The 15,873-nt window shown below is 73.6% G+C and carries 12 protein-coding genes and 1 pseudogene; 4 read left to right on the forward strand and 9 right to left on the reverse strand.

Annotation, left to right across the window (positions count from 1 at the left end; all coding sequences use genetic code 11):
- Nucleotides 1-9: 9 nt before the first annotated feature.
- Both B056_RS0126315 and B056_RS38045 read right to left on the reverse strand, forming a co-directional pair.
- Entirely contained in the window at nucleotides 10-1,212 is a 1,203-nt protein-coding gene (locus tag B056_RS0126315; protein WP_018504840.1) for a sensor histidine kinase, read from the reverse strand.
- Nucleotides 1,197-1,866: pseudogene (locus tag B056_RS38045) on the reverse strand (response regulator transcription factor). Before B056_RS38045 ends, B056_RS0126315 begins: the two are co-directional and overlap by 16 nt.
- A 125-nt stretch (nucleotides 1,867-1,991) precedes the next feature.
- Between B056_RS38045 and B056_RS38050 the strand changes: the two are divergent.
- Entirely contained in the window at nucleotides 1,992-3,272 is a 1,281-nt protein-coding gene (locus B056_RS38050; RefSeq protein WP_230203200.1) for a serine hydrolase domain-containing protein, read from the forward strand.
- Nucleotides 3,273-3,422: 150 nt separating this feature from the next.
- Here B056_RS38050 and B056_RS0126330 read toward each other — a convergent pair whose 3' ends face one another.
- From B056_RS0126330 to B056_RS38055, 4 genes are all read right to left on the reverse strand, one after another.
- Nucleotides 3,423-3,815: a hypothetical protein gene (locus tag B056_RS0126330; protein WP_035752869.1), complete on the reverse strand. Its 393-nt coding sequence runs from the start codon at nucleotides 3,813-3,815 to the stop codon at nucleotides 3,423-3,425.
- 674 nt (nucleotides 3,816-4,489) lie between these two features.
- On the reverse strand, nucleotides 4,490-5,911 hold the full coding sequence (locus B056_RS0126335) for a glutamate decarboxylase (RefSeq protein WP_026240173.1): 1,422 nt from the start codon (nucleotides 5,909-5,911) through the stop codon (nucleotides 4,490-4,492).
- 120 nt (nucleotides 5,912-6,031) lie between these two features.
- Nucleotides 6,032-8,332 carry an ATP-binding protein gene (locus tag B056_RS43095; RefSeq protein ID WP_018504845.1) on the reverse strand — a complete coding sequence of 767 codons (2,301 nt, stop codon included), beginning with the start codon at nucleotides 8,330-8,332 and terminating at the stop codon, nucleotides 6,032-6,034.
- A 214-nt stretch (nucleotides 8,333-8,546) separates the two neighbouring features.
- Nucleotides 8,547-10,541, reverse strand: a complete 1,995-nt coding sequence (locus B056_RS38055; RefSeq protein WP_018504846.1) for a SpoIIE family protein phosphatase — start codon at nucleotides 10,539-10,541, stop codon at nucleotides 8,547-8,549.
- Between the two features lie 176 nt (nucleotides 10,542-10,717).
- On the opposite strand from B056_RS38055, the gene B056_RS0126350 reads away from it, so the two are divergent.
- Nucleotides 10,718-10,927, forward strand: a complete 210-nt coding sequence (locus tag B056_RS0126350; RefSeq protein WP_018504847.1) for a DUF4236 domain-containing protein — start codon at nucleotides 10,718-10,720, stop codon at nucleotides 10,925-10,927.
- Nucleotides 10,928-10,952: 25 nt separating this feature from the next.
- Here the strand turns inward: B056_RS0126350 and B056_RS0126355 are convergent, their stop codons facing one another.
- Together B056_RS0126355 and B056_RS0126360 are read right to left on the reverse strand one after the other, a co-directional pair.
- Nucleotides 10,953-12,107 carry a PP2C family protein-serine/threonine phosphatase gene (locus tag B056_RS0126355; protein WP_018504848.1) on the reverse strand — a complete coding sequence of 385 codons (1,155 nt, stop codon included), beginning with the start codon at nucleotides 12,105-12,107 and terminating at the stop codon, nucleotides 10,953-10,955.
- A 154-nt stretch (nucleotides 12,108-12,261) separates the two neighbouring features.
- Nucleotides 12,262-13,731: an amidase gene (locus B056_RS0126360; protein ID WP_026240175.1), complete on the reverse strand. Its 1,470-nt coding sequence runs from the start codon at nucleotides 13,729-13,731 to the stop codon at nucleotides 12,262-12,264.
- A gap of 426 nt (nucleotides 13,732-14,157) precedes the next feature.
- Here B056_RS0126360 and B056_RS0126365 point away from each other — a divergent pair, with 426 nt between their 5' ends.
- The gene (locus B056_RS0126365; RefSeq protein WP_020572720.1) at nucleotides 14,158-14,751 is read left to right on the forward strand and encodes a hypothetical protein; all 594 of its coding nucleotides are present in this window, start codon (nucleotides 14,158-14,160) and stop codon (nucleotides 14,749-14,751) included.
- 146 nt (nucleotides 14,752-14,897) lie between these two features.
- Nucleotides 14,898-15,209 carry a GlsB/YeaQ/YmgE family stress response membrane protein gene (locus B056_RS0126370; RefSeq protein WP_018504851.1) on the forward strand — a complete coding sequence of 104 codons (312 nt, stop codon included), beginning with the start codon at nucleotides 14,898-14,900 and terminating at the stop codon, nucleotides 15,207-15,209.
- A 434-nt stretch (nucleotides 15,210-15,643) separates the two neighbouring features.
- Here the strand turns inward: B056_RS0126370 and B056_RS43735 are convergent.
- Nucleotides 15,644-15,873 (reverse strand): hypothetical protein (locus B056_RS43735; protein WP_018504852.1); only part of this gene is annotated, 230 nt, incomplete at its 5' end.

Raw genomic sequence — 15,873 nt, forward strand, 5'->3', positions numbered from 1 at the left:
CCGGGGCGGCTACGAGGCCGGCACCGCCGGCCCGTTCCCGGCTGCCTCGGGGCCGCGGCTCGCCCGGCCCCGAGGCAGCCGGGCGGTGACGTCCAGCCCCCCGCCGGGGCGGGGGGTGACGGCGACCGTGCCGCCGTGGGCGGCGGCTACCGCGGCGACGATGGAGAGGCCCAGCCCGAGCCCGCCGTCGCTGCGGGTGCGCGAACCGTCGCCGCGGACGAACGGTTCGAGCAGCGCGGCCGCACCGCCGGCGGGGATCGGCGGGCCGGAGTTGCTGACCCGCAGCAGGACGTCGCTGCCGGCGGCACGGGTCTCGACCGTCACGTGGCCACCACGGTGGTTGTAGCGGACGGCGTTGTCGACGAGGTTGGCGGTCATGCGCTCGAGCAGCGTCGGCTCGCCGTCCACCGGCGCGGGACGCAGCTCGCGGCGCAGCGCGACGCCCCGCCCGCGTGCGTCGCCGGCGGCGGCGTGGACGGTGGCCGCCGCGACGGTGGCGAGGTCCAGGGAGCTCCGCCGGCGCGGGCCGGCCTGGCTGCGGGCCAGCGCCAACAGCCCGTCCAGGGTGCGCTGGCTGTGCTCGACCGCGGCCCGGATGTCGTCGGCCATCGCCCGCAGCTCCGCCGCGTCCGGCTCGCCGTCCAGCGTCACGTCGAGGGCGATGCGCATCGTCGTGAGCGGGGTCCGCAGCTCGTGCGCGGCGTTGGCGGTGAACATCCGCTGGCTGTCCAGCGCGCGATCGCGTTCGGCGAGACCCCGCTGGATGCGGTCGAGCATCCCGTTGAGCGTCCCGGCGAGTGCCGTGAGCTCGTCCGCGGGGGTGGTCACCGGCACCCGCTCGGAGAGGTTCTCCGCGGAGATGCGGGTGGCGGTGGCCGAGATCAGCCTGATCGGCCGTAGCACCCGTCCGGCGATGAGCCAGCTCAGCACGGCGGCGAGCACGGTGACGACGGCGAGCGCGACCGCCGCCTGGGTGAGGAGCTCGGCCAGGGCGACCGCGCGTACCTGGCCGGTAAGCGCGGGCAGCGCTCCGGGATCGGGAGGCGGTCCAGCCGCTCCCGCCGGTGTGTAGAACTGGACGACGGCCGCCCGACGGGGCAGGTTCCGGCGCATCAGCAGGTAGGTCAGCGTGGTGAGGGCGAGGCCGGTGCCCAGGACCAGCATCGTGTGCAGGACCGCCAACCGGTGGCGGGCGGTCAGCCGTCGCCGCATGCCACGAGCCGGTATCCGGCACCGCTCACGGTGTGGATGAGCGGCGGGTCGCCGAGCTTGCGGCGCAGGGTCCCGAGCGTGATCCGCACCGCGTTGGTGAACGGGTCGGCGTGCTCGTCCCAGACCTTGTCCAGCAGTGTCTCCGCGCTGACCAGGGCACCGTCCGCGGCCAGCAGCAGTTCGAGCACCCCGAACTCCTTCGGGGTCAGGCGCAGCATCCGCCCGGCGCGTTCCGCGGTACGCCGCGCCGGATCGAGGACGACGCCGGCGACACGGAGCACCGGGGGGTGGGCCGGGGCGCTGCGGCGGACGAGAGCCAGCAGCCTCGCCACCAGCTCGGAGAACGCGAACGGCTTCCCGAGGTAGTCGTCCGCGCCGAGCCCGAGGCCGTCGACCCTGTCCTCGACGGTGTCGGACGCGGTGAGCATCAGTACGCGGGACAGACCACGGGCCGCCAGGTGACGACACACGGTGTCCCCGTGCACCACCGGCAGGTCCCCGGTCCAGGACGACCACGTCGTACGGCGTGACCTCGCACCTGTCCAGCGCGGCGCGGCCGTCGTGGGCGACGTCGACGGCGAAGCCGTGCCTGCGCAGCCCGACCGCGATGTAACCGGCGAGCGGCCGCTCGTCCTCCACCAGCAGAACACGCATCCCCCGAGTGTCGCCGCGGCCACCTATGGATTTCCTACGGGTCCGCCATCGTCCGCCGCCGGTGGGTGCGTCGGTAGACATCGCGGTGTCGCACCGGCTGGAGGTCAGGGGAGTCCGTGAGCTCGATGATGTACAGAAGATCCTTCCTGGGAGGATCCGCACTGGCCGTGCTGGCGACCGGGTGCGGCCGGTCCGGGCCGCGGTCGGCGGGCCCGGGCAGCGGCGCCGGCGGCGCGTCCGCCGCGCCGGCCGACGTCGATCTCAGTGCCCTGGACGAACACCTGGCGACGCTGGCGGCCGCCGGACGGTTCTCCGGGGTGGTCCAGGTCGCCCATCTCGGCCGGACGGTGCTGGCGGCGGCCTACGGCATGGCCGACCGGGCGGCCGGAGCGGCCAACACTCCGCGGACGCTCTTCTGTATCGGTTCGCTGAACAAAATGTTCACCGGCGTGGCCGTGGCTCAGCTCGCGGGGCGGCGCCTGCTGTCGTTCGACGACCCCGTCGGGAAGTTCCTGGACGGGTTCCCGCCCGAGACCGCCTCGGCGGTCCGGCTCCGTCACCTGCTGACGCACACGTCCGGCCTGGGTGACATCTTCGACGACGAGGGCGGCGGCGCGGAGGTCACCGCGGAGAACCACACCATCGACGCCCTGCTGGCGCGGATACGGCGCGAGCCGCCGCGTTTCGCGCCGGGTTCGGGCTACAGCTACAGCAACGCCGGGTTCGTCGTCCTCGGCGCGATCGTCGAGCGCGTCACCGGGCAGGCGTACGCCGACTACACCCGGGAGCACGTCTTCACGCCGGCCGGCATGCGCGACACCGTCGTGCGGTCACGCCGTCCCGTCGACGTCGGCGGGATGGCTCATCCGTACGCCCTGGTCGGGCCGGACGGGCGGCCGTTGGATCTGGGCCCGGCTCCGGCGGCGGAGCTGCCGCCGGGTACCGAGACGCGTGATCTCGGAGACCAGGTGCAGGGTGCCAGCCCCGCGGGCGGCGCGGTGTCGACCGCCGCCGACCTGGTCGGCTTCGCCGACGCTCTCCTGCGCCACCGACTGCTCAGCCGTGAGCTCACCGACCTCGTGCTCGCCGGGAAGGTCCAGCTGACCCAGCCGGCTCCGGCCCCCGGCGATGCGGGCACGGGCGGCTCCGGTCCCGGCGCGGCTCCAGCCCCGGCTCCGGGAGGGGGTCCCGTCCGGACAGGACCGGTCGAGCCGCCGCGGTACGGCTACGGCTTCCTGGACAGGCGGATCAACGGGACCCGGGTGGTGGGCCACAACGGCGGGACCCCGGGCTATGAGGCTGACCTGGCCATCTATCCGGACAGCGGCTACGCCGTCGCGATCCTCGCCAATCAGGATCAGGTCCTGCTGTCCGCGTCCGCGCGGGCGGAGGAACTGCTGACCTGACCGGAAGTCACGCCGGATCGTCGCGTGACCGGTCGCGACGAGCGTGGCGCGGACCCGCTTCGGTGATCCGTCCTCAGGAGAGCATGCCGCGTACCCGGGGCGTCGCTGACGCGGGGCGGCGGATACAGGAATGCCTTGCGGCGGCGGCCGTCACGGCAGCTCGCGGGCGGGATGTTCGTGATCGGCCGGAGCGGGCTCCGGCGCGGCGGCGGCGGCGGAAGTGACGGCGGTGGTGGTGGCGGGAGCTGTGGCGGCGGTGGCGTCCACGGCCACCCAGCGGCGGGCGTGGGAGAGCGCGGCGCCGACGTCCTGGAGGCGACGCAGGCCGGCGGTCACCTCGGCGGGGGGCAGGCCCAGGTCGAGGGCGAGGACCCGGGCACGCACCGGCCGGTCCGCCCGGGCCAGGGCCTCGCGGACCGCGATGACGGTGCGGTCGGCTCGGGTCACCTTGTCCCGGTGCCGGCGCTGGGGCTGGCGCGGGACATCACCGGTTAACCGGGTCTTGGTCGGGGTGACGTTCGTGGGGGAGGTCACAGAATGCATTGCATCACCTTTCTCGATTTCGCTTAACTCCAACAATGCCTAGTTCTGTCGCTGTCGTCATGGTGAGGTTCGCCGCGTCACGCTAAGTGTTTGCATGAATACAACCTGCCGAAAGGTGTGTCCGTCGCAACACCTGCGTTGCTGGTTCCCGTGCGTCGGATGTGTGACGCGAACGACGCTGGGCGGCCTGCCCGGCGGTGGCCCGGAAGTGCCCGGGCCGGGTGGCCGGTGTGCCCGGCCGGGCCGGTGCCGGCCGGATGTAGGCACCTGTGCCCGGTCTAGATTTCTCCAGTTTTTCCGAGTCGATTCCATCGGCCATTCTAGCGGCCCTTTCTCGAGCGCCGGAACGTTGTGTCGGCGTCCTGATTACGACAGTTCTGCCGGAATCGAACGAGTCGGGTCAGGGTTGTCGCGACCCGGTGCGGCCCTGGTCGCCGTGGCCGGCTGTGGGCCGATGCGGCTCGGTGTGGCTCGGTGTGGGCCGGTGGGCCCGGGTCGGCCCGCCCGCGGTGGGTCGGGGATGGCGGTCGGTTCACGTCGCCCGGTGGCGCGACCGGTGTTGGCTTGTGTGTGCCCTTGTGTTTTCGTTCGGCGGGTAGTCGCGGGTCGCGTGGTTCCACAGGGGTTCTGTTTGGCGGAGGTTCGGGTGGCGGGCGGATCGGCCGACGGGTGGATCAATGGTGGAACGACGCGAGATCGGCGCCGCCGGCCGCGGTCCGCCACCGGGGGCCGGAGAGCCGTCCCACCACCCGGTTCAGGTCCTCGACCAGCAGATGGGCCAGATCCCGGCTGAACTCGGCCCGCACGACGATCCGCAGTACCGCCAGCTCGGTCAGATCGGGCGGAAATCGGTATGCGGGCACCAGCCAGCCACGGGCGCGCAGTGCCTCGGAGACCTCGAAGACGCTGAACTCGGCAGCATCCCTCGTCGTGAACGCGAAGGCCGGGATCCCCGAACCGTCCGAGACCAGCTCGAACGGGCCGAGCTTCGCGATTTCATCCGCCAGCCAACGCGCATTGTCACGGCACGTGCGGGCGGTATGCCGGTAACCGGCCCGGCCGAGTCGTAGCAGAGAGTAGTACTGCGCGACGACCTGTGCCCCCGGCCGGGAGAAGTTCAACGCGAAGGTCGGCATCGAGCCGCCGAGATAGTCCACGTCGAAGACAAGCTCCGCCGGAAGGTGCTGGGCGTCGCGCCAGAGCACCCAGCCGACCCCGGGATAGACCAGCCCGTACTTGTGCCCGGAGGCGTTGATGGAGACGACCCGCTCCAGCCGGAAATCCCAGACCAGGTCGGGGTCACAGAACGGGGCGATGAACCCGCCGGAGGCGCCGTCGACGTGCACCGGGACGTCCGGACCGCCCGAGGCGGCCAGCTGGTCCAGCGCGGCGACGATCTCGGCCACCGGCTCGTACGTCCCGTCGAACGTCGAGCCGAGGACGGCCACGACCCCGATGGTGTTCTCGTCGCAACGGGCGACGGCCTCCGGCGCGGTGAGGTGGGTCCGCCCGGGTGCGAGGGGCATCAGCCGGGGCTCGACGTCCCAGTAGCGGGCGAACTTCTCCCAGCACACCTGCACGTTGGCACCCATGACGATGTTCGGCCGCGCGCCGGCGCCCCGCGACCCGTCGGGCCGTTCCCCGTTGGACCGCGCCCCGTTGGACCGCCACCGGCGCAGCATCGCCAGCCCGGCGAGCATGCACGCCTCGGAGGAGCCGGTGGTCGAACAGCCGACGGCGTCGGTGGCGTCGGGGGCGTGCCACAGGTCGGCGAGCATGTTGACGCACCGCGCCTCGAGCTCGGCCGTCTGCGGGTACTCGTCCTTGTCGATCATGTTCTTCGCCGCGCACTCGGCCATCAGCCGGTCGGCGTGCTCGTCCATCCAGGTGGTCACGAACGTCGCCAGGTTCAGCCGGGCGTTGCCGTCCAGCATCAGCTCGTCGCGCACGATCTGGTAGGCGGTCTCGGCGGGCATCGAGGAGCGCGGCATGCGGTATCGGGGGACGGGCCCGTCCTCGTCCGGGATGACCAGGTGTGGCCGTACCTCCACGGCCTGGTCGCCGCGTCTGCCTTTCGCCCGGCCGTGTAGGGCCATGGACGTCCCTCCCTCGGCCGTGTCCGTCGTCGACCAGAGTCTGCGACCAGATCGAGGATCACGCCAGGTGACTTTCCGAGTGCGTTGCGTAATTGGGCTTGGGTGTGGGTACCCGAGCGCTCAGGCGCCGCCGACCCGCTGCGGCGGGCACCAGCGGATCTCGACGCAGAGCTGGCCGTCGCCGCTGTCGTCGATGACCTGCGTCCAGGCGGACGGTGCCGGGGCGACGGGCCGGCCCGGCCCGGTCAGCGCCGGGTCGTCGGCGGTCACGAACGCCTCGCCGGTGTCGTTCGTGCCGGTCAGGGTGACCGTGACCGCGGTGGCCGCCGGGGTGACCGTGGCCAGCGCCGCCGAGAGCGCGGCGACCACCTCGTCGCGGGCCGTCCCGGGAACGGCGTCGAAGGTGCCGGCGACCTGCATCCGTACCGCGACCCCGCGGCGCTCGGCGGCGCGCAGCGCCGGCTCGAGGCCCTCGAGCAGGTCCGAGCCGGCGGTGGGGCTGGTCATCGCGCGGCGCAGCTCCGCGGCACTGGACGCGCAGCGCGCGCGTACCTGGTCGGCCGCGGGGTCGAGCTGGCCGTCACCGATGGCGGCCAGCAGCGGCAGCGCGTCGGCGCGCAGCCGGTCGAGCCGGGCCCGACGGTCCTGGGTGATCTTGGCTGAGGCGAGCAGGTCGGCGGCGAGCTCGGCGTCGGCGCGGGCGATCTCGGCGGCGGCCGTCGCCGTCCCGCGTCGCATGGGGCCGAGCGCGCCGATGACCGACTGGACCGCCGCCTGCGTGTAGAAGACCACGCAGAGGTAGCCGACCAGCCCGGACCCGCCGCCGTACCCGGTGGCGATGAGAGTGCCCGCGCACGTGGCGATCGCCGCCGAGGCGGGCAGCCACCGCCGGACGGGGCAGGCCGCGGTCACGAAGGCGCACACCCCCAGCCCGCTGATCAGCACCCAGTTGAGTGGCACCCGCGAGCCCGCCTGGCCGAGGGTCGCCGCCGTGATCTGGGTGACCAGGAACAGACCGGTGAGCCCGGCCACCGCCGGCCCGCGCAGCTGGCCGTGGCGCCCGGCCCGACCCGCCCACAGCAGCGCCGCCCCGGACACCGCCCAGGCCAGGACGACCAGGCCCGGGTACTGGTAGTAGGACAGCCGGGACCCGAGCACGATTCCGAGCGCGAGCTGCCAGACGGCGGCGCCCCGCCCGACGGCCCGGGCCGTGTCGCGGGCCAGCCGCTCCTCGAGCTCCGCGACCTCGATCGTCGGCCCGTCGGGTGGGTGACGCGTCCACCGCAGGGTCACGACCGTCGGGCCCCCCGGCGCGGACCGCACGGTGGCGGACCCACCGACGTCACGCATCGGGTCGATGATCGACCGGCGCACGCCCAGCTGGTCGTCGCGGTACCGGCCGGGGGTGAAGCCCACGCCGTGGTCGGTCACGGTGACCAGGACGCCCGTCGGGTCGCTGCGGGCGTCCACCCGCGCCCGGGGCAGGCCGGAGTGGCGGCGCACGTTCGACAGCGCCTCGCCGACGGCCAGCGCGACGGCGGCGGCGACCTCGCCCGGGGTGTCCGTGGAGCCGGTGAAGGAGAAGTCGACGCCCAGCCCGTTGGCCCGGGCCCGGTCCAGGCTCCGGCCGAGGGCGACCAGCAGGCCGTCCTCCCAGTCCCGCGTGCCGGCCAGGAGGTCCTCGCAGATCGCCACGCTCTGCCGGCACCGGGCCCGGACGCTCTTCCCGCCCGCGTCGCGAGCCCCCCAGGCGAGGCCGGTGAGCGTGTTCAGGACGGTGTCGTGCACGAGCCGGTCCGACTCGGTGACGTCGAGGCGCCGGGCCGCGACGACGCCGCGCGCGCAGCGCCGCGTGTGGGCGAGGGCGAGCGACTCGTCGCAGCGCCGGGCGCCGCGGCGCATCCGCCCGACGACCGCGGCGAACGTGAGGGGGACGGCGACGACCGCGCCGGCCGGCAGCGCCGCCCCCAGCGCGGACGGCGCGGCGATCTCGTGGACGACGGCCGTGTACAGGGTGGCGAACGACAGCACGGCCGGCAGCCAGATCACCGGCGGGAAGCACCACACGATGGTCAGGCCGGTACCGATGAGTCGCAGCAGGACCCAGTTGGGGCTGGTGACGAGCTCGCCCGGCGGCACGGCCCAGGGCGCGCAGCCGGCCACGACCAGGCCCATCAGCAGCTCGCCGGTCGCGAGATCCCGACCCAGACCACGGGTCAGGCAGACCACGGCGAAGAACACGCCCCAGCAGGCGGCGACCGCCGGCAGAGCGAGCCGGACCGGTGATCCGTACCAGCCGGCGTCCGCGAGGAGCACCGCGATCCCGAACAGGACCGCGATCAGGCGCAGCAGCCCGAGGGTCCGCGACATCCTGGTGCCGAGCCCGGCCTCGTTCGGGCCCACGCCCGCGTCCCCGGTCACGTGGCGGTCACCACGCCACCGGGTCGGCAGTCAGCAGAACTGCCGGCCAACGTGCCCGCACGATCGTCAGTACCCACGCCGCCCCCCGCGAGCGCTGCCCCCCGACCAGCCGATCGGACAGCAAGATCCATCGACTGCCTTCTCACCATAACCGACCCTGACGTGTCGTCAGGTGCCGACGTCCGCGCGGACGCGGGCCCGCCTCAGCCCGGCCTCAGTCCGGCCCGGTGAGCACCCGCAGGCCGAGGATCGCGACGTCGTCGTCCTGGCGCCGGCCGGTGAGCATCTGGTCGACGATCAGATCGACCAGCGCCTCGGGCCCGTCCTCGGGAACGTGCTTCTCCACGGTGAGTCGCAGGCGCTCGAGGCCGTCGTCCAGGTCCAGATCCCGGGATTCGACCAGCCCGTCGGTGTAGAGGACCAGGTGCGAGCCGGCCGGCAGGAGGATGCGCAGCTCCGGGCGCGGCGAGGTCTCCGCGCCGCCCGCCCCGATCAGCACCCCGGCGTCCGCGGTGGATAGACCCGCAGGCACCGGCCCGGTCCCCGGGCTGGGCGCTGGTCCTGACGGCGCGCCGGTCGATCCCAGCAGGTGGGCCCGACCGTCCGGAGTGAGCAGGAGCGGCGGCAGGTGGCCGGCGTTCGCCCACCGCATGAAGGCGGGGGCGGCGGTCCCCTGCGCGAAGCCGGCGTCGTTGACCTGGATCCAGGCGTACAGACAGGTCGCGAGCTGGGCCATCTCCAGGCCCTGCACCAGCCGGTCCAGCCGGTCGAGCACGACCGCCGGCCGGTGGCCCTCCCACGCGTACGAGCGCAGCACGCTGCGGAGCTGACCCATCGCCGCCGCGGCCGCGATGTCGTGGCCCATCACGTCGCCGATCGCGACCCCGGCGGCCCCGTCGGGCAGCGCGAGCACGTCGAACCAGTCGCCGCCCACGGTCGCCGTCGCCGCGGTGGGCAGGTAGCGGGCCGCGAACGCGAGGCCGGGCAGCGCGGGGATCGTCGGCAGCAGCGAGCGCTGCAGCGACTCCGACACCGTGTGCTCGGCGCGGTACAGCCGGGCGTTGTCGATCGCGGTGCCCGCCCGCCGGCCGAGATCCTCGGCGAGGCGCAGGTCGTCCGCGGTGTAGGAGCCCGACGAGCGGGCCATCACCAGCGCGCCGAGCACCCGGCCACGGGCGAGCAGCGGGGTGGCGACAGCCGTCGTCAGGCCCAGGTCCGTCAGTAGACGCACCAGCTCGTCGGTGCGGGGGCCTGCCGAGCCTAGAGCCGCCCGCAGCCCCTCCGGGTCGATGCGTTCCCGCAGCACGGGACGTCCGGTGCGCAGCACCTGGACCACGGCGCTCGCCGCGTTCGGCAGGTCGGCCTGGAGCAGCTGGCTGCGCTCGGCGATCGCGCGCAGCCGGGGGTCGCGGTGATGGGTGATGACCCGCCGCGGCCCCGTCGCCTCGGAATCCGTCCCGGTCAGCGCGGAGCGGGGCGGGAGGATGTGCACGGAGCACCAGTCCGCGGCGGTGGGCACCACGGCCCTGGTGAGCCGGTCGAGGGCCTCACCCACGTCGAGGGTGCCCGAGAGCAGCTCGCTGACGTCGGCGAGCAGCTTCAGCTGGGCGGTGGCGCGCTCTGCGTCGCCGCGGGCGGCCCGCTCGCGTTCGAGCAGCCGGTCCCGTTCGAGCTGGGCGTCGACCCGCTCGGTGACGTCGGTCTGCACGCCCACGAAGTGGGTGATCTCCCCCCGCGGGTCGAACACGGGGCTGACGGCGAGCTCGTTCCAGAACGGGGTGCCGTCCCGCCGGTAGTTGCGCAGCACGACCGTCACGTGCCGGCCGGCGGCCATCCCGGCACTCAACTCGGCGAGCGCCGGCTGGTCGGTGTCGCCGTTCTGCAGGAACCGGCAGTTACGCCCGACGACCTCGGCCAGGCGGTAACCGGTCACCCGCTCGAACGCCGGGTTCACCCAGATCAGCGGGTTGTCGGGCTGGCGGGGATCGGTGATCGTGAAGCAGGTCCCGGTGGCCCGCAGCGCGCCGTCGCGGATCCGCGAGTCCAGCCACTCCGGCGAGTCCAGCCACTCCGGCGGGGTTGGCCGCTCCGGCGGGTCGGGATCCGGCACGGGGTCGGTCGCCGACGCGTGAAGGTCGGCATGGCCGTTGACCGACCGCGGCCGGTCGTTCTCGGCCCCGTCGGTCGATCCCGCGTCGACAGCGTGCATCCCAGAGGCCCTGTCCAGGTCCGGCCGGACAGAACATCCGAACCTGAACAAGTGATCTAAGTCACATGGGGCGACTTGATGTACGGGTTACGGCGGGCAAGATCGGGGTTCGCGGGTGTGGCGGGGGGCAAAGCGGAAAGGACCGCCGTGCCCGACATTCTCTCCCGGAGGTAGTCATGGGACTGCGCTACACCCGCCGGCCGCACTACGGGCCCTTCTACGTGAACGTCAGCGAGAACGGGGTGTCCTCGGTGACTCTGAAGCTCGGCCGAATCTCCTGGCGGGTGTGGTCGAAGAACCGCCGTGGCGGCCTGTCCAGCGTCGACCTTCCCGGTCCGTTCTCCTACCGCCGGGACGGCCGCCGCCGGGCCCCCGCCAACCGCTGACCGGCCGGCGGACGTCGCGGGTTCGCTACTCCGCCGCCGTGGCCGCGCTGGCGTTCGCGGGAGCGGCCGGAAGCGCCCCGGCGGAGGACGCGGCCCCGGTGACGGCCGGCGCCTGGGCCGCGGCGGCCAGCGCCGCGCCCGTCGGGAGCCGCTCGACGAGCAGCAGAGCCAGATCGTCGTGCAGGTTCCCACCCACGTGGCCGGTGAGGGCGCTGGTGAGCCGGTCGAGCGCGGCAGCGGGCGGGACGTCGCGCAGCAGGTCGACGTGCCGCTCCAGCGGGAAGAAGGCCCGCTTGCTGTCGCGGGCCTCGATCAGCCCGTCGGTGAACAGCAGCAGGCGGTCGCCGACCGCCCAGTCCGCCGTCGTGGTCGCGAAACGGTCACCGAGCCCGAGCGGCGGTGAGGACGGGCAGTTCAGCGCGGTGGTGGCGGTCGCCCCGACCAGCAGCGGCGGATGGTGACCCGCCGAGCACAGGCTGAGCCGGCCGTCGGGGTAGATGTCGACCAGCAGGGCCGTCACGAAGTCCTCCGGCTCGGCCTCGCGGCCGACCGAGCGGGCGCAGGCGGCCGCTACCTGACCCTGGTCCAGCCAGGTCACCGCCGCCTCGCGGAAGGCCCCCAGGACCACCGTCGCCAGCCGCACCGCGGGCAGTCCCTTGCCGCGGACATCGCCGATGATCATGCGGATGGTGTGCGGCGTGGCGACCACCTCGTAGAGATCGCCGCCGACCGACGCCTCCTTGGCGGCGGAGAGATAACGGGCCGCGAACCCGGCCCCGTGCAGCGCGGCGGGCACCTCCGGCAGCAGCGCCCGCTGCGCGACCTCCGCCACCGCCCGGACCTGCTGGAGCTCCGAGCTGCGCCGGTTGCGGCTCACCGACACGTAGACGGCCACCGCGACCTGGGCCGCGACCAGGACGCAGGCCGCGATGTGCTGACCGTTCCCGAACCGGTGGTCCCACAGCCCCGAGACGACGGCCAGCGCCTCGGTGACCAGACCGAGACCCAGCGTCGCCGCCGGAAGGCAGGTCACCGCGGACACCAGGGCACCGAGCCCGAAGTAGCCCGCGGTGGACAGGTCGGTGACGACGCCTACCGCGACCGCGGCTCCGAGAACCAGCAGACCAGCCCCCAACTGACCCGCGAAGTCCCCGATCCGGGGCACCACGTTGCTGAGCATGCGCCATTGTCCAGGTCGGAGGGCCCCGTTCGCGGGCGACCTCAGATTTTGTACCCCCGAAGGCACTTCGGCGGTCACCTCGGGTGAGCTATGAGGCGCTTCACGTGCCGGTATCCCCCTCGGGTCCCGGTGCCCCGGGCCGGACGCCGCCGGGTCAGGCCGGCGTCGAAGCCTCCAGCCGGCCCGGCCGCCGCAGGTACCAGCGCTCGACGTCCTCCAGCTCGGCGGCCAGGGAGATCAACGGCCCCTCACCGCCCGCCGGGCCCATGAGCTGGGCGCCGACCGGCAGTCCGGCGGGCGTCAGGCCGGCCGGGACGTTGACCGCCGGCCAGCCGAGGACGTTCCACGGCCAGGTGTACGGGCAGGCCGCGACGATCGCCTGATCGGTCTCCCAGTTCGTCTCCCGGTTCAGCTCGCCGACCCGCGGCGGCGGCACCGCCGTCGTCGGCGCGAGCAGGACGTCCACCGTGCGGAAGACCCGGCCGATCCACGCCCGGGCCGGTGCCTCGGCGGCCCGGGCCAGTCCGAGCACCGGCCGCAGCGCCCGGCCGTTACGCGCGTTCGCCACCGTCCGCGGATCGAGCAGCTCCGGGTTGGGCACCCGGTGCGACCAGTCCCGGATGCCGTCCATCGAACGGGGCAGGAACAGCAGGCCGAGCAGGCCGTACGGCGGCTCGACCGGCACCACGTCATGCCCGAGCCGGGCCAGCACCTCGGCGAGGCGCTCCACGGCCGCGCGGACAGCCGGATCCAGCGTGGCCGCCATCCCGCTGTAGGGGACGCGCAGCGACAGGCCGATGCGCAGCCGGGGCGGCGGGTGCTCGGCCGAGCGGAGGAAGGTCTCCACCGGCGCCGGCGGGCGGTCCCGGTCCACCGGCAGGCTTCCGCTGAGCAGGTCCAGCAGGAGGGCGCCGTCCGCGACGGTCCTGGTCAACGGGCCGAACGTGGTCAGCCCGTTGAACTGCTCGGTGACCGGCGCGCTGGAGATGCGCCCGCGCTGCGGCTTGATCCCGACCAGGTGGGTCCAGGCCGCGGGGATGCGGACCGAGCCGGCGCCGTCCGACCCGATCGCCGCGGGCACCAGCCCGGCCGCGACAGCCGACGCCGCGCCGCCGGACGACCCGCCGGGGGAGTAGTCGAGGTTCCACGGGTTGCGGGTCGCGCCGAACGCCGCGCCCTCGGTGAACGGCCACTGCCCGAACTCGGGTGTGTTCGTCTTGCCGACGATGATCGCGCCGGTGGCCCGCAGCCGCCGGACCATCTCGCAGTCCTCGGCGGCCGGCGGGAAGTCGCCGGCCGCGCCGAAGGCGGTGGGGAGGCCGGCGATGTCGGTGTCGTCCTTGATGGCCACCGGGACCCCCAGCAGGGGCAGCCGCTCCCCGGCGTCGAGCCGCCGGTCGGCCTCCTCGGCCTCCGCCAGCGCCTCCTCGGCCCGCAGCAGCCGGAAGGTGTTCAGGGTCGTGGACGTCGCCTCGACGCGCTCCAGGCAGGCGGCGACGAGCTCTCGGGAGCTCATCGAGCCGGCCGCGAGCCGCCCGGCGAGCTCACGCAGCCCGTAGAGGCCGTCGAGCCGGCCGTCGTCCGTACCCACACCCGCGGGACCCACACCTGCGGAATCCGACATCAGCCACCTCCTGGACGCGACACGCGCGGCGGGAGCCGTGGGGGAACGGTAACCGACCCCGCGCCGCGGGCTCCGCCCTTTGTCGAGCACGAGACGTACATGGCATATGTCGGCCGCGAATCGTGGCGACCAGCACGGCCCGGTCGGTGGTCGACGGCCGGCGGTCGGCTGGCGCACCGTCCGTCGGGCGCCGGGACGGGGGGCGCGGACGACGGAGGGCTGGGAGGCTGACCGGCAACGCCCCCCCGGGGCCCTCCGGTGCCGGACATTCCCGACATCGGGGTGCGGTGACTGTGATGCGCGCACACGTCGCGTTATCCACGACGAGTGGTGGGTAGTTGTTCGACAGGACGCGTGCGGGCAACCCAGAAGTCGCCATCCGTTCAGGCACGCGACAGTCCCCGATTCTGCCGAGGAGAGCCAGCGATGAACGAAGGCACGAATCCCCCGCGTACCGATCTCACGGGCGCTTATCCGCCCGTCATCGCCGAACCCGACCCGACGCCGACTCCCACTCCGGCCCCGACTCCGGCCCCGGCCGTGGGGACCGGGAGCACCGTTCCCGTGGCTCCCGCGCCGGCCGGCCCCGCCGCGGACGCCGGCGCAGACGCGGACGGTGCCGACGTCCGGCGGAAGTTCAACGAGATGACGGCCGGGCTCGCGCCGCATGTGGCCTCGGCCACGGAGAAGACCCGTGACGCCGCCGAGAAGGCGGTGGGCGCGGTCCGGGAGAAGGTCGGCCAGAACCCCACCCTCGCCTCCGCCGCGGAGAAGACGGTCGAGGCGAAGGACCGGGCGGTCGGCACCGTCCGGGAGCAGATAGGGCAGCACCCGCAGGTCGCGGCCGCCGCGGAGCGTACGGCGGCCTCCAGCGGGAAGGCGGCCCGGACGGCCGGCCAGCAGGCCCGGCGGCATCCCGGTGCCACCGGTGGCGCGGTCTTCGGCGGCGCCGTGCTGCTCCTGCTCCGGCGGTCGGCGCGCCGCCGCCGGGCCACGAAGGCGGCGAAGTCCGGCAGCTGAGGCGACTTCCTGCCGAGCCGGTCCGGCGGCGTGGGCGCTGAAAGCGTCCACAAAGCGGTGGATCCGGTTCTCGCCAGACAAAGTGTTTGCGAGTTCCGGTGCGGGGCAAAAAGGTCTCAACAACCTCGGTAAAGGAGAAACCACAGATGCTGACTTTCCTCGTCGTCATGGTCCTGCTCGGTCTGATCGCCGGCGCGGTCGCGCGTCTGGTTCTCCCCGGCCCGGACCCGATCGGAATTCTCGGCACGATCGCCGTGGGCGTCGTCGGATCCTTCGTCGGAGGTTTCCTCGGTTACCTCCTGTTCAACAAGGACATCGGTGAGGGCGCGCTCCAGCCGTCCGGCATCATTGGTTCGATCATCGGCGCGATCATCGTGCTGGCGCTCTGGAGGACCTTCAACGGCCGTGGCCTCTCCCGGTCGCGGACCTCGCACAGCCGTCGGTACGCCCGCCGGTAAGTAACACGGAGGTCGGCGGCTGACCGCGGTTGGCGCCTGGCGACGGAAAAGGGCCGCTGCCCCGAGATCTCGGGGCAGCGGCCCTTTTCGTGTCCGCCGGTGCGCCAGTGTTCCGGCGCCGGTGCTCCGCGTTCGGGACGCATCAGTGAGTCCGGGACGTGTCCGGTGGGAGGACCGCCGAGGCGAGCCGACTGAGCCACCCCATGTCACCCCGTGCCACCCGTACGCCGCTCTCACGACTCACTTCGGAGCGCGGGGGGAACCGACTGGTCCTCCGTCAGCGGTGGCGGAGAGCCAGTCGGCGCGCGGTGGTCCTATCTCGACGCGCGGCCGTGGCCGTCGGGGGCGCGGCCGCCGTCCGCCTCGCTGTCCTCCGCGTCGCGGGGGTCCGGAGTCAATGCCGTGAAGCTTAAGGCGATCTTGCTGGGGTTTGGTCAGGCCGCGCGTGGGGTGAGTGGGTGGAGTCGGATCGTGGCGGGGCCCGGGTGGCGGATCGAGGCGGGTTCGTCGGGTTTCTTGACGCGGTAGCTGTTGTGCCGGGCGCGTTTGACGACCCGGGGGCAGGTGCGGTGACGCCGTGGCGGGTTGAGCGTGCGGGTGATCTCGGTGTGGAACCGGGGTAGCCGGGTGTTCCAGTCCTCAGGGGGGAATGTCCGCCGTCCCG

It is taken from the genome of Parafrankia discariae, assembly GCF_000373365.1.
In the GTDB taxonomy this organism is placed as follows: domain Bacteria; phylum Actinomycetota; class Actinomycetes; order Frankiales; family Frankiaceae; genus Parafrankia; species Parafrankia discariae.

Coding starts and splice junctions, on each gene's coding strand:
- B056_RS0126360 (WP_026240175.1), bottom strand. CDS start 13,731: ATGTCGGATTCCGCAGGTGTGGGTCCCGCGGGTGTGGGTACGGACGAC.
- B056_RS0126315 (WP_018504840.1), bottom strand. CDS start 1,212: ATGCGGCGACGGCTGACCGCCCGCCACCGGTTGGCGGTCCTGCACACG.
- B056_RS0126355 (WP_018504848.1), bottom strand. CDS start 12,107: ATGCTCAGCAACGTGGTGCCCCGGATCGGGGACTTCGCGGGTCAGTTG.
- B056_RS0126370 (WP_018504851.1), top strand. CDS start 14,898: ATGCTGACTTTCCTCGTCGTCATGGTCCTGCTCGGTCTGATCGCCGGC.
- B056_RS0126350 (WP_018504847.1), top strand. CDS start 10,718: ATGGGACTGCGCTACACCCGCCGGCCGCACTACGGGCCCTTCTACGTG.
- B056_RS0126330 (WP_035752869.1), bottom strand. CDS start 3,815: ATGCATTCTGTGACCTCCCCCACGAACGTCACCCCGACCAAGACCCGG.
- B056_RS0126365 (WP_020572720.1), top strand. CDS start 14,158: ATGAACGAAGGCACGAATCCCCCGCGTACCGATCTCACGGGCGCTTAT.
- B056_RS38050 (WP_230203200.1), top strand. CDS start 1,992: ATGATGTACAGAAGATCCTTCCTGGGAGGATCCGCACTGGCCGTGCTG.
- B056_RS38055 (WP_018504846.1), bottom strand. CDS start 10,541: ATGCACGCTGTCGACGCGGGATCGACCGACGGGGCCGAGAACGACCGG.
- B056_RS0126335 (WP_026240173.1), bottom strand. CDS start 5,911: ATGGCCCTACACGGCCGGGCGAAAGGCAGACGCGGCGACCAGGCCGTG.